Genomic DNA, 14001 nt, shown 5'->3' with positions numbered 1-14001 from the left:
AGGATAATGCAGTAATAGAATCTTTCTTTAGTATTTTTAAGCGAGAATGCTTACATGGAGAAAAGCTCATTTCCCTGTCCCAAGTGAATCTCAGTTAGTAGCTGAATTTATTTATATGTACTATCATTCTGTTCGTCCTCATTCAACATTAAACGGAATGACTCCTTATCAATATTCAAAATCAATTGCGTAATCTAATTTGTGTTCCAGTTTTTCTTGACCAGGTCAAAATATTGGGCGTAATATTAGGTATATTACCTTGTGACATAATTGTTACCCCTCTCGTTCATTATTTCACCACTCAAAATGCAGTCATTTCAATGGTGATGTTTTTGGTCTTATGTACCATATGTATGACTTAATCAACTGGTGCAAAAACTCTAAAGTTGGTGCATTCATTTCGATGTTAGGACAAGACCTTGTAAACGAGCGTATCGATAAAAAGAAATTAGAACGTGTCATTCCAGTTTTTAATGAGATGGAAGATAACACAACACCAAAAACAGCGAAGAGAATCAGTGATTTATTTGCTAGATAAAACAATGGATGAATTTTTGAAGGAGTAATAAAGCAAACACAGCCAGTTAACCTAAAAAGTGAACTGGCTGTGCAAGTAAATAGGAACTTCAAACAATCCAGGTTATGTTGAAGTGTTTTAATAATAACATAAAGAGTAGCATGCGATAATCTTAAACATATCCTCTGATAAAGGTAAAATGAAAGAGAAAGCGTCAATATGCTTAACATTCGATTTATTGTTAGGAGATGTAAAGCGGAATGTATGCAATAAATGGAGAAAATGCATAATGTGGGTGAAGGAATGAAGAATGCAAAAAGCATATAATGTGTGGTAGGTAATTTTGATAAATTTGTAGTATGCATTCTTCATTCACTCTTACTATTTACTGATTTTTGGTTTTATATATCAAAGTGGCGAATATAAATTAGTAAATACCCATGAGATTTTTTTAATGGGAGAAAGATAAGGGGGAGAGAGGATGGAACTAACTAAGCTTGAGAATGCAATTGCTCTTAGTACAATCCTTAATGCTATTGATAAAGATAATCTTGAAGAATATGTGGAATTAAAAACATTGCGACTAGTAGTTAACAATTTACAAAAATTAAACGATAGAACAACACCGGAAAAAAGAAAGAAACAATAACAAACTTAATTACTAGGATGATGAATGAATTTACGGAGGAGTAATTAAACAAACACAGCCAGTTAACCTAAAAAGGAAACTGGCTGTGTTTGTAGTGATAGTAAGTAGTTGCTAACAGAAGCTAGGATAAAATCTCTACATACTCTCATAGATCATAAAAGAATATTCAGGCATATTTTACTATAACAGAAAGAGTCACACCCGATAATCTGAAATATGTCCTTTGTTAAGGACAAGATGGAAGGGGGCAATTATAGATAAAAAAGGCACAGCTACATCATCAGTGAGAGATAATTAACTGTGCAAATAAAGAAAACAGAAAGGGTTCGATATAAGCCGTATGTTATAAGGAATAAGGTTAAGATACTTTCACTATAATCCGAGGAATATAAAAGTAAGTGCAAAAAATGTCCTTTATCAAGGACAAAATGAAAGGGGAATAAGTGATGAAAGAATATAAAAACTACACTACATATAACAATATCGTGTAGTTTTTATAATATGATATTTAATTAAGATTGCATGTTCTTAGCTATTTTTAATGTGCACTTTTTTACAATCTTTGAGTAAAATACTGTATTTTGGGCATACTCAAATAGAACTTCCCTTGGTCCATATTTTATGAAGCCGCTGGAAGCTGCTCCGTTGATATCTCTATTAAGTCTAGAATCTCAAACGGCGTTGTTTTTCGATACCGCCGTGCTTTTTCCCCATTCTCACTAATATCTTGAAAGAGCCTGCTAAGCACTGAACCAGGATGTTGGAAAGTACAAAAAAGTGTGGTGTGTATTTTTTCAGATTGAGGTGGTACAGTAAAACTGGAACACAGTATAGAGATAAATTATTCTATATGAAGAGGTGGTACAGATGAAAAAACAGTATGATGAAATGTTTAAAAGGAAGAATGGGGTATCGAAAGTTGTACCGTTATCTTGTAAACAAGGGAGTCAAGGTTACGTTGTCACAAGTAAGACAAGCGTTATGCAAAGCCGGCTTGCAGTCAAAAGTTGTCACTTATTATAAGAAACGAAAACAAGAACACCGTACATTTCCCAAGGTATTAAGGCGATCCTTTAAACCTGGTAAGAAAGACATACCAACTGTAGTATGTGATATTACGGAATTCCGTTTGATGAATGGGATGAAAGTATATTTTTGTGCGGCATTAGATATTAGCACCCGACGGGTGCTTGGTTATTCGTTAGATACTTGTCAAGATGCTCAATTAGTAAAAGACACAATTCAACAAGTAAAAAACACATATGGGAAACGAGAAAACATATTATTTCATAGCGATCAAGGATCACAATTTAGCAGTTACCAAGTGACTGATTTTTGTAAACGGCAAAAAATTCAACAAAGTATGTCCCGAAAAGGAAACTGTTGGGATAATGCAGTAATAGAATCTTTTTTTAGTATCTTTAAGCGAGAATGCTTACATGGAGAAAAGCTCATTTCCCTGTCCCAAGCGAATCAGTTAGTAGCTGAATTTATTTATATGTACTATCATTCTGTTCGTCCTCATTCAACATTAAACGGAATGACTCCTTATCAATATTCAAAATCAATTGCGTAATCTAATTTGTGTTCCAGTTTTTCTTGACCAGGTCATCCTGCGGACTTGGAAAAACGTCGTTTGATATGTCTATGATCTTGTTCGATAAGATTGTTCAAATGCTTACTTGTACAATGATTGGTACGTTTATAAAAACCTTGTTCTGTTAATTTATTACATGCGCAAAGTAAAGCTGGGGCTTTATCTGTTATAAGAACCATTGGTTCTCCAAATGTTTTTACGAGTCTCTTCATAAAAGTATAAGCAGCCTGGTGATTACGCTTTTTACGAAGTTGAATATCCAATGTGTATCCGTCTTTATCAATTGCATGATAAATAACACCATTTTCCTTTCACTTGGATATAAGTCTCATCTAGATGCCAAGTATGGTGTGCAACTTTGTTTTTTCTTTTTCCAAATTTGATAGATTAGATTTCCATATTCATGGACCCAACGCATAATGGTTGTAGGGTGAACGGAAACTCCTCGTTCTTTCAGACTTTCAGAGACATCACGATAACTTAAAGAAAAACGGCTACTAAAATAATATCTTTTTTAAATTGGAGGGTGTTGCAAAACTAAAATAAACATGCAATGTTATGAATCAGAAAAACTAGCTGAACATGTAGTAGATAGCGATTTTGACCATACCAACGAGGCTGTTCCAGCCCTTTATCTTTTAATGTACTAAACTGTTGTTCAATTTTCCCACGCTCTTTCATCAACTGTTTTCCAAAGATGGTTTGTATAAAATGAGACAATACACGACGATTTGTATTCTTAATTTTTTCACCATTCCGAGGGTTGATTGGATTTATGGCAAAGATGTCAAATGTTCGTACAACTTCATAAATGTGCTGACTATCATAAGCCGCATCTGCCACGGAAAACAGGACATTTCGATCTTGTATATCTTGAAGTAATACAGGAGCCATCTTGCTATCATGTACGTTTGCTGTTGTAAATGTATAGGACAACAATACAACACCTTCTGGTGTAGCACAGACATGAGCTTTATAGCCCTTATACCAACCATAACGAGTAGATTTCCCCCATTTTACTGGGGAATCGTATAAACTACTCCGTAAGGCTGTACTATCAATTAAAACACACGGAATCAGCCCTAAATCCATTTCTTGAAGAGTTTGTTTATGAATCAATGGAATTCCTTCGTTGCAAAACCAAGTACCTACACGTGAAAAAGTAGATATATGAGGAACAAAAGAAAGACCACAAGATACACGAAATGAAAGATATTGATGCAAAAAACGAGTTAATTTGGAATACAGTTTTCAAGAAAAAACATTTCAGGAAAGCGGATTTTTTTATGCATTCATTTTTGGATATTTATAAGTTTTGCAACACTCTCAAATAACATAACATCGCTCTCTCTTATAATTTTTTTATATTATGATATTGGTTCCCAGTTTGAACCCGGTTTCGATACATTCGACATAACTGTTTTAAGAAAATATTCATTTTGTGCAACATCATAGCCTTCAGCAACAGCAATACCAGTTGTAGCTAGATAATGTATAGTACTATTATTTATAGGATCTTTATATTTATTTCCGTGTTCTATTGTGTTTACAATATCATCATCGGATATCCCTCTTTCGAATGCCCTCTGCATAGCATGACCATTAGGTTCCTTGTATTTTTTTTCAAATCGTTGTTTTAATTTATTTTTTAAACTTTTTGTTCTATTATTATGGTGATATTTACCTATTACGGTTGTGCCAGATCTTTTCTCACGATCAATAATTTGGTCATTTTCAAAGTCTATCTGAAACGGTTGTGCTGGAGATAGTCGGTAATCTAATCCCCCATTTTCTTCAATTTGATATTCACTTGCGTGTACATTTATATCACTTACAGCCATTGTACCGCTTGCTAATATCCCTGCACATAAAATAGGTTTGAGCCATTTTTTTCATTTGTATTTCCTCTCCTAACATAAATAAAGTTTATAACGACATAGAATGTTATCGCGATTACCTTCTGAATGTTACATGCAATATGTGAATTTTTTGTATTAAAAAATTAAAAATATGATATTTTGATTTAACTATCGCAATCCCCTCCGCGGTTCTGTTGCAAAGTTTTTCACTACTCTAAAATCATAGAATTAAAATACAAGTAAGAAGAATAATGAGTGTAAAATAGTGTATCTTACACTCATTATTTTGTACCATTTTTCAACTTTGCAACAGAACCCCACTCACTGTACAACCAAGCATTTGAACAATCTAATAGAACAGATAGGCATGTAAAGAGACGTTTTGCGAAATCCGCAGGATTTCAAACTCTTCGTCATGCTTCACGTACTTTGAAAGGAATTAAAACTATTCATGCTTTATATAAACAAAAACGAGGTTTGCAACAACCAAACTTCGTTTTTTCGATGTACAATGAATTACAGCAATTATTCATAACTGCTTAAACTATGACCGTATTTTGCACACGGGTTTATGCTTTTTCGAACTTTGCAACAGAATCTGCATTCCGACAGCCAACACAAAAAACAAGCGGATTTTTATCTATTTTACTGAAATGAGATTGGGTCTTCGTCATATTTTTTTGTCTCATCTTGCAATTCTCCCTTTCTTATTTGGAGTTATTGTGCTTTCTTACGGTTTCTTACTGCAAATACAGCTCCCATTACACCAAATGCAATACATACAAGCCCGATCCATTTTATACATGGATTTTCAGCTTTAACACCTGTTGTTGGAAGATGAGATTCTACTTTCTTTGATGCTGGTTGCGTAAGTTTAACACCTTCACCCATAGCCGGTTGCTCAAGTTTAACACCTTCACCCATAGCTGGTTGCTCAGGTTTAACACCTTCACCCATAGCCGGTTGCGTAAGTTTAACACCTTCACCCATAGCTGGTTGCGTAAGTTTAACACCTTCACCCATAGCCGGTTGCTCAGGTTTAACACCTTCACCCATAGCCGGTTGCGTAAGTTTAACACCTTCACCCATAGCCGGTTGCTCAAGTTTAACACCTTCACCCATAGCTGGTTGCTCAGGTTTAACACCTTCACCCATAGCCGGTTGCTCAAGTTTAACACCTTCACCCATAGCCGGTTGCGTAAGTTTAACACCTTCACCCATAGCCGGTTGCGTAAGTTTAACACCTTCACCCATAGCCAGTTGCGTAAGTTTAACACCTTCACCCATAGCTGGTTGCTCAAGTTTAACACCTTCACCCATAGCTGGTTGCTCAAGTTTAACACCTTCACCCATAGCTGGTTGCTCAAGTTTAACACCTTCACCCATAGCTGGTTGCTCAAGTTTAACACCTTCACCCATAGCTGGTTGCGTAAGTTTAACACCTTCACCGATAACATATTGTTTAACTGTAGCTCCTGTACCAATTACGTGTGGTTTAGCATCATAATTCCCAACTTCAGCTGCAAGCGCTGAAGAATCACCTAAACTAGCTAAAACTCCAGTTGCAAGTGCACCACATAAAGCTACTTTCGTCATTTTTTGTTTTAACATAGTCACACACCTCTTTTTGATTCCCTTATTTTTACATTAAAATTATCAGTTTTCATTTTTTTTAAACATTCTATAAGTAATCAAGTTACAAAATACTTTTCAAATACTTCAGATTGAACTGATAAGTCCATCATACACCGAAAATAAAAAGTAAAATAGCTTAGATTTGTCCACTTTCTTTGAAAAAACTTTATTTTCATATATATAATCTCATCCATTTGTTAGCAATGGCAAAAATAACAATACGTAAATAGTTTTATTATTAAGAAAATTCACAACAGAACCAAGAAGGTGTAAAAATAAAACCTATTCTGTTGTCATTAAATCAGAGGAACATTTAGACTAACAAGCTTTTCAAGAAATAGACGAATTTAAACTCTTAGCTCGAGAACGCTATAAAATCGAAGCAAAAAATAATGAGTTAAAAAATAATCACGGGTACGATCAAGCATCGGCTGCAGGTTTATTTGGCATGCAAATTCAGGAAGCAACAACGATATTCGCTTTCAACCCAAAAAATTTGAATATTCCGAATAAAATAGAGTAATAAATAGAGAAAAAACGCAAGTTTTTCAATGCCCTCGTACAATACCGGACTTATTCTCAATCAGCTGCTTAATTTTTCTGTCTAACTTTTCGGGGGCAGTTCACACATCCATCAACTTAAAGTATATGTTTATATAAAGGCTGGTCTGTCCATGTAGTTTTTTTATTATTTTTTATAGACGCTATAAAAGTAGGCATATCAAATAAACCCTGACGGGTTTCAATTTTTTTACTATGCTACTTGATGAATAGAGATAGTATACTCATAAACAACACCCAAAATATCAAAGACTATTTTTTCTCATACCGATGAAATTTTCGTCAGTTTCGCTGTAGGAGGTTTAATAGACGAAGGAAAACCTTTGATAATTCTTGGGTGTTTTTGTTTAATGCTTGATGAAAAAGTAAAAAATAATCTTTAATTATGTACATTTCTTTATATTCGCTCAGTTCTTTCTGTTTCTTACGTAACAGGAGTTCTCTCATTTTACACATAGCAGAATACTAATGAGTTGTCCGTAAAGGTGACATTCTAATCGTTCCTGTTTAATAGATTTACAACGATGAATTCGAAACCAGGATTTACATATTTTAAATAAAATTTTCAATTTGCCAACGTAATGAATATAAATCCTAAATTTTTTCTTTTGGTATCCATTCCGTAGGAATATTTGTCATGTATACTTGTAATTCCTTGTAAATGCTTTGTCCGCTCTGTATATGTAATTCCTTTTTTCTTTTCACGAATCGCTCGATCGCGTAAGCGTTTCTGTGTTTGCTTCTCCGTACATCTATAAACTACAATGCGATTAGGTAATTTGTCTTTACTCCTTACATATACGTCATGTAACTCATACACTTGGCCAGGTTGTAATTATTTCATGATGTCCTCCAAATGAATTTTTATATATACCGGTTTCAATTGAGCAGGTTTTGTTTTAAATACGACTGTTTCGAATTCTTTTCTATATATTTTAGTTGGTAACTTAAGACGTGATAAATAATATCCTTGCTTATCTTGAATAAACTTAAAATCTTGTAAACGAAAATATCCTAAGCCACGAATGTATAGTTCATTCTTTTGCGCCATACCTGTTCGAGTCGCACCATACGCCTGATCACTTCGTTTTCCTGGTTCAATTTTCACACCAGCTTTATGACTACATCCGCCGGCACCAGGATAAAGAGATTCAAATCGATCCGGCACTTGAAATGTTGTAGAATCAAGGATGAAAATACGCTCAAAGTAAGCAGAAAGAGCATGAGAAATCTTAGATAATTCCCAAATTTCAGCTTGTAGAAGTGTAGTAAATACAGTTCGAAAGAAGGCTACAGAAGCCGAGTTAAACCTCCGATTAAGTCCCTCAGGACTTAATAAAATTCCTGTTGAAGTTTCTAATTGACTACAAAGTTGAGTAAGAGAGGTAGTAGCCATTTGTTGATTTAACCATACACACAAAGATAAAAAATGGTGCCTATGGCACTTCAGGCTGTGGAGAAAGTCTTCTCCACAGCCTGTTTTTGTGTCTGAACCTCTTTTTATGTGTCAACACTGATAAAAAAGAGAAAAAGGAGATTAAAACGAATATCGCCTACCGTTGGTTTTTAGGGTTCTCTCTATCAGATACTATTCCGGATCATTCTACAATCAGTTGGAATCGCCGTACCCGTTTTATTCATACAAATATTTTCGAAGAAATTTTTGATGAGATTGTGAGGCAAGCGACGGAGCACCGGATGGTGGGAGGACGTGCGCTGATGACAGATTCTACACATATTAAGGCCAATGCTAATAAAAATAAATTTGTACATAAATATAAAAAAGAAAAGGCAAAGTTTTATATAGATGAACTAGAAGCTGCGGTAATCGAAGATCGTGAGGTACACAGAAAAAAGAATTAAAACCTAGAAAGGAAAGTGATACCCCTACTAAAAAAACTCGTATAAGTACTACGGATCCAGATAGTGGATTTTTAATGAGAGACGGAAAACCGAACGGTTTTCATTTCTTAGATCATCGTACGACTGATGCGAAGTACAATATCATTACAGATACTTATATAACGGCTGGAAATATGGCAGATTCCGAGCCGTATTTAGCACGTCTACAAGCTCAAATTGATAAATTCGGATTTAAGGTGGAAGCTGTAGCTCTTGATGCAGGCTATTTTACAGGTTATATCTGTAAGAAATTATCAGAAAGAAATATATTTATGGTGATGGGGTATCGCCGATTTGGACAGCGAAATAAAGAAGTACCGAAAAGCCAATTTAAATATGTAGAAGAAATGAATGCATTTGCTTGTCCGATGGGATGTATTTTAGAGTATACGACAACGGATCGTGAAGGATATCGTCAATATAAATCGAATCCAGAAGACTGCGCTGTTTGTCCACTACGTGAGGTGTGCTTTCCAAAGAAACAAAAACAAAAAGTTATCACTCATCATGTATGGGAGAAATATAAAGATATCGCTAGAAAAAACAAGCTAACAGCTACAGGGAAAAAGTTGTATAAAGTACGCTGTTCAACTATAGAGCGAAGCTTTGCGGACGCCAAAGAACTCCATGGCTATCGATACGCTCGGTTTCGGGGCTGAAGTCTGTCCAAATGCAGGCTTATCTCACCGCAGCTTGTCAAAATATGAAAAAAATAGCCCTCCATCTGACCAAAAAGGGTCTGGTGGAGGGCTATTTTTCTAAATTCTATTATTTTATGTTGTTTTCATTTGCTAAAATCAAAAAGATTTCAGAGTGTTGCCTATGGCACTTACGTTTTTGTTTCATTCCACCTGCTTCTATAGCTAATTGATTAAGTGTAGTGGGAGACATATAACGATATAACTCTTCGGCAAATAAAGACAACTCTTGTTTTTGATGGATATTCATAAAAAGCACGTCACCCTTTCTCATTAACATAAGAAAATAGTAACGTACTTTTAATTTTTATAATAGTCTGAATCATTAAATTGATGGATGTGGAGTCAGTTCACTTTCCCCATACAAGTAATTTTGTTCTTAAGTGTTTATTTTCTAATCGTAGCTGTTCCAATTCACTTAGTTCTTTTGGTCCTTTTCCATAAGAATATTGTTTTCCTACAGCTTGTTGAAAACGATACGTTTAATTTGTACGATACCATTTCATCCATGTCTTAATTTGGGAAACATTTTTAATTCCGAGTGTTTCCATAATGGTAAGATTTGAATAGCCATCCTTTTTCATCTCAATCACTTTCCACTTTACACTTTACTTCTTCTAGGTAATGTACTCTTTCCTTCAAATGAAAAACACCTCCGTTGAATTTGCATACTTAGTATGCGAATTCAGGAGGTGTTTTTTTCATGTACCACTATTCAGGTTCACTTCAAGACAGATTCATGTGCTTACTTTTTACTGTCTACTATAAGGAAATCATATCACTGTAAATGCTGTTTTTCAGTCCATTCAAAATGCGCTACAAGATGGAGAAAATGTACAACTAATTGGCTTCGGTACATTCGAAATACAAGAACGTACTGCCCGTGAAGGACGCAATCCACATACTGGTGAAGCTCCCTTACCATCCCTACGGGAAAAGTACCTGCATTTAAAGCGGGAAAAGCATTAAATGACGCTGTAAAAGCTGAATAATATTTATTTAGCATTAACATGAACACATTAGAATTTATGCTACCGTTTTGTTTTATAAACGAATGGTTGAAATCGTATATTTATATAGGTTCTGTTGCAAAGTTTCTTAACATCACATGAGATGAGGAATTTGTCACTAACGATTATGCAACTATACATAATTTTTGAGGCCTTGTACTCACTCTATTTAAATTTTTATCAACTTTGCAACAGAACCATAAGCTTTTACACAAATAACACTCATACAGTGCACTAGCTTCATTCATATCTACTGAAAGCAAACAATTGAAACCTCTTTGCTATATCCTTGACCTATAATTTGAAAGATGAAACATTACTTGTTTTTTCTATTTCAATTATAAAGTTTTAAAATATCTTTCAACATCCCATAAACCCATATACACCAAACGTTTATCCTTGTTTGTACTAAAATAGATTCTAGACCATCTTGAAACGTTTTTGCCATATTCTTTACCTTACTATACATAAAAAACAGCCTTAAATCCTTACGTATCAAGGGGGCAATATAATTCTTTTCTTTTTTCTAGTGCATATAAAACATGAAACACTTTTGCCATATCCTTGACCTTTTAAATTCAAAAACATGAAACGTTTTTTGCCATATCCTTGACTTAAAATCCTTCTCAACTATCTTCTAACCATTAATATAACTACATTCAACGGATTCCCTTATAGTATGTGACTTATAAATAAACATGAAACACTTTTGCCATATCCTTGACCTAAAAAAATGAAATCCCTTCATTTAATCCATATATAACAACAGTTCCTTTACTGTTTCACCATTAAATTGATGCACCCAAAATTTGAAACGTTTTTTGCCATATCCTTGACACAAAAAAAAATAAGAGAAATCCTGTATCCCTTGTCACAACTGGTTTTATGTAGTGTTTCATTTTCTCAAAATTCCCCTTAAAGGAGTACCTTTCGATATTTCTCGATTTGCTATAATTAAAATTGCTATATTTTATAGTATCCTAGCATATGTTTCTGAATTTACAGAAGAAGGTGAAAAAATGGGGAAATCATTTATTATTCGTAATCAACGCAGTTTAAATGGAAAATCTACAAATGCAGTTTTAATAACGCTGAAGTCTTGGCAAAAACTTGTTGAAACTTTCGAAGAGAAATATTACAGCTATAAAGATACATTCCTTGAGGATATTGTTGATCATATGACATATGAAGAACGTATTGCAGATGTGGATGGCTTTATGGAAAAAGCGAAACCCTTTTTTTCACGTCGTACACTGTCTACTATTTCAGAAACACTGGGAAGAAAACATAAATTATATGGTATTACAAACGCTGATCTGGAAGTCTTCTTATATCTACACAAAAAGTGTTACACAAATGGAGTCATTCCAAATGTAACAGTACATATGCTATGGGAAGATTACAAGCAATATAAAGAAGAGTTTGCTTACATACAGCATTCCCAATTCTATATTGCATTAAAAAAATTAACGCTACATAACATTGTCACGATTGAAAAAGAATTAGATGGTCGATATACAATTAAGCTAACTCATTTTATGAATGAAGAAACTGAAAAGGCAAACCCTTATGTTTATATTAGCCCAGTAGTATTTACTAAGGCCTTCTTTGAACTGTCCATTGCAGCTAAGAAATTATTCTTGGACATTGCTATGCAACAACACAGAGAAACTACATTAAAACGTTCCTTAGACAAACAAGATGAAAAAGGAAATAAAACTCATTTTGGTGGGATGTATCGCTTTTTACACAAAAAATACCCGCACCAAATTCGCGCGGTTATGACAGAACTAACAACTGCCTTACGATGTACAGGAACTCCCCTATTCAAAATTTGCAAATTACAAAAAGGGGTTACTAATAAAAAAAGATATACGACTTTATATCTATCCTTACATACGGATTTCTTATGTACAAAAGAAGCAGGAGAATTACAATATCGTGAGCCATTCACACCAAAGACAACTTATGCCCGTAAAGCTCGTTTTATTGAATCTGTGCTACAAGAGATGCATATTGGTGAGTTTACGCAAGACATGAATAAGTTTATTCATGTACTTAAATATACATGCCACCGACAAATTCGTAGTGTAATTCATAGCTTGCGTGACATGATAGATCGTAATGAAGAATATCCACATAAGTTAGTATATACACTGAAAAAATTATTGAATCAAACGTCACAATATCAAATTCTTGATACAGCAGCTAAAGAGGGTATCTATCCTCTTATTACACAACATGTATCAAAAGAAAAAAAGGAGCAAGCTGTATTTGATTTCGGATTGCATTTCTCTATGTACTCACTTCGAAACATCAAACGATTGTTCCGTAAAACGTATGAGTTACTTAAATACAAATTTGCTGTACCTGTTACAGAGGAGTCATATCACCGCAACTATCTAAAATATCAAGAAGAAACGTTATTTAGAAAGTACGCCTATGAACAAGGTACAAATCTAAATGCTTATATGGCTTTAGAAATAGAAATACGTGAACTCTTAAAAGCAAAAGGACACAAAGCTCGCTTTATTCCAAGTGATGTCCGTGAATTGTTCATTGAAAAGATAGATAAATTACCTAAAGAAACGCTTCGTGTTATTGAAGTGCCAGATAACTTCAATTTGATTACATTTATACGTGCCTTTGAAAAATTACTTCGCTCTGGAATTCCAGTAACAACAGCTGAACAAGTACTTGAAGTAATAGAAATAAATTAACTATATCCCGCTCTCTATTTTTGAAAAAATTAAAAGTAGAGGGCTATTCGTATTGGTTCTATTATTTGAAACTCTTGTAGTGATTCCTTATCATAACCACCTTTACTCGATTCTATTAATAATAGAGTCTTTTTTTATGCACTCTTATACAATGACTATACTGTAGCTGACTACATTTCCACAAATACTTTCATATAAAGATATTATGACCTCTCTTAATACACTCAAATACCTACAAATAATCATAAAAAAAAAGATAAATTTAGTAGATAAGTAGATAAGTTTAGTCGAATGTGAATAATAAAGTACTATTATCATTGATATACATGGATTCTAAGAACTTATCTATCTAAAATCATCAATATTTATGTGAGTTATGTTATAAATTCGAATTATGTTGATTACTTAGTACCTAATGTGAATTATTTGTGGATAAATTAAATAAGATTGTGGAAATACAGGGAATTAACTTGCAATTAAACGATTGAATAAATATATGTAACACTGTATAAATTTTTTTCACTTTTTATGTAGAAGTATATAGGTTCATTTATGATTTTTTATAGTTTTTATGTCAGTATTATGCCTAATTTTCCGTTGTCAATTTTTACATTTTATGATTTTTTGCGTTATAGCATCATTAGATCCCTTGCTACAGTAAGAATGAATACACATTTACTACTCCTATATAAGTTTTATCTTTATATTTTAAATATATATAAGATATATATTTATATAAGATTTTCAACTGTTTTCTAAAGATGGTTTGTATAAAATGAGACAATACACGACGATGTGTATTCTTAATTTTTTCACCATTCCGAGGATTGATTGGATTTATGGTAAAGATGTC

General features: G+C 33.7%; 7 protein-coding genes and 10 pseudogenes. 9 read left to right on the top strand and 8 right to left on the bottom strand.

The window, feature by feature from the left end:
• The first annotated feature begins 14 nt into the window (after positions 1-14).
• The 4 genes and pseudogenes from CDB3_RS33275 (at position 15) to CDB3_RS30635 (ending at position 2742) form a co-directional block, all read left to right on the top strand.
• Positions 15-98, top strand: a complete 84-nt coding sequence (locus tag CDB3_RS33275; protein WP_218673352.1) for an IS3 family transposase — start codon at positions 15-17, stop codon at positions 96-98.
• A 251-nt stretch (positions 99-349) separates the two neighbouring features.
• Positions 350-566 (top strand): annotated as a pseudogene (locus tag CDB3_RS30645) (hypothetical protein).
• Positions 567-998: 432 nt separating this feature from the next.
• Positions 999-1166, top strand: a complete 168-nt coding sequence (locus tag CDB3_RS30640) for a DXO/RAI1 family protein (protein ID WP_256869988.1) — start codon at positions 999-1001, stop codon at positions 1164-1166.
• 880 nt (positions 1167-2046) lie between these two features.
• Positions 2047-2742, top strand: coding sequence for an IS3 family transposase (locus CDB3_RS30635; RefSeq protein ID WP_128857078.1), 696 nt, complete (start codon positions 2047-2049; stop codon positions 2740-2742).
• 53 nt (positions 2743-2795) lie between these two features.
• Here CDB3_RS30635 and CDB3_RS30630 read toward each other — a convergent pair.
• From CDB3_RS30630 to CDB3_RS30620, 3 genes and pseudogenes are all read right to left on the bottom strand, one after another.
• A pseudogene (locus CDB3_RS30630) lies at positions 2796-3271 on the bottom strand (IS6 family transposase); the annotation flags it as partial.
• Between the two features lie 29 nt (positions 3272-3300).
• A pseudogene (locus CDB3_RS30625) lies at positions 3301-4051 on the bottom strand (transposase); the annotation flags it as partial.
• Between the two features lie 79 nt (positions 4052-4130).
• Positions 4131-4604, bottom strand: a complete 474-nt coding sequence (locus CDB3_RS30620; RefSeq protein ID WP_128857077.1) for a DUF4258 domain-containing protein — start codon at positions 4602-4604, stop codon at positions 4131-4133.
• A gap of 337 nt (positions 4605-4941) precedes the next feature.
• Here CDB3_RS30620 and CDB3_RS30615 point away from each other — a divergent pair.
• Positions 4942-5165: pseudogene (locus tag CDB3_RS30615) on the top strand (DDE-type integrase/transposase/recombinase); the annotation flags it as partial.
• A 174-nt stretch (positions 5166-5339) separates the two neighbouring features.
• Here CDB3_RS30615 and CDB3_RS30610 read toward each other — a convergent pair.
• Entirely contained in the window at positions 5340-6233 is an 894-nt protein-coding gene (locus CDB3_RS30610; protein ID WP_128857076.1) for a hypothetical protein, read from the bottom strand.
• 295 nt (positions 6234-6528) lie between these two features.
• On the opposite strand from CDB3_RS30610, the pseudogene CDB3_RS32830 reads away from it, so the two are divergent.
• Positions 6529-6780: pseudogene (locus CDB3_RS32830) on the top strand (IS5/IS1182 family transposase); the annotation flags it as partial.
• A gap of 231 nt (positions 6781-7011) precedes the next feature.
• Here CDB3_RS32830 and CDB3_RS30600 read toward each other — a convergent pair.
• Positions 7012-8265: pseudogene (locus CDB3_RS30600) on the bottom strand (IS4 family transposase); the annotation flags it as partial.
• Positions 8266-8345: 80 nt separating this feature from the next.
• Between CDB3_RS30600 and CDB3_RS30595 the strand changes: the two are divergent.
• Positions 8346-9477 (top strand): annotated as a pseudogene (locus CDB3_RS30595) (IS1182 family transposase); the annotation flags it as partial.
• Between the two features lie 11 nt (positions 9478-9488).
• Here the strand turns inward: CDB3_RS30595 and CDB3_RS30590 are convergent.
• A complete protein-coding gene (locus tag CDB3_RS30590; protein ID WP_128857075.1) occupies positions 9489-9668 on the bottom strand; it encodes a hypothetical protein in 180 nt (59 codons plus the stop codon).
• A gap of 98 nt (positions 9669-9766) precedes the next feature.
• Positions 9767-10060 (bottom strand): annotated as a pseudogene (locus CDB3_RS30585) (IS3-like element ISBt2 family transposase); the annotation flags it as partial.
• 135 nt (positions 10061-10195) lie between these two features.
• Between CDB3_RS30585 and CDB3_RS30580 the strand changes: the two are divergent.
• Both CDB3_RS30580 and CDB3_RS30575 read left to right on the top strand, forming a co-directional pair.
• Positions 10196-10410, top strand: a pseudogene (locus tag CDB3_RS30580) (HU family DNA-binding protein); the annotation flags it as partial.
• A 1037-nt stretch (positions 10411-11447) separates the two neighbouring features.
• Entirely contained in the window at positions 11448-13148 is a 1701-nt protein-coding gene (locus CDB3_RS30575) for a hypothetical protein (RefSeq protein ID WP_128857074.1), read from the top strand.
• A 694-nt stretch (positions 13149-13842) separates the two neighbouring features.
• Here the strand turns inward: CDB3_RS30575 and CDB3_RS30570 are convergent.
• Positions 13843-14001 (bottom strand): annotated as a pseudogene (locus CDB3_RS30570) (ISNCY family transposase); the annotation flags it as partial.

This window comes from Bacillus sp. CDB3, from assembly GCF_002081505.1.
GTDB classification, from domain to species: domain Bacteria; phylum Bacillota; class Bacilli; order Bacillales; family Bacillaceae_G; genus Bacillus_A; species Bacillus_A cereus_AT.
This window is presented reverse-complemented; position numbering and strand designations above follow the sequence as displayed.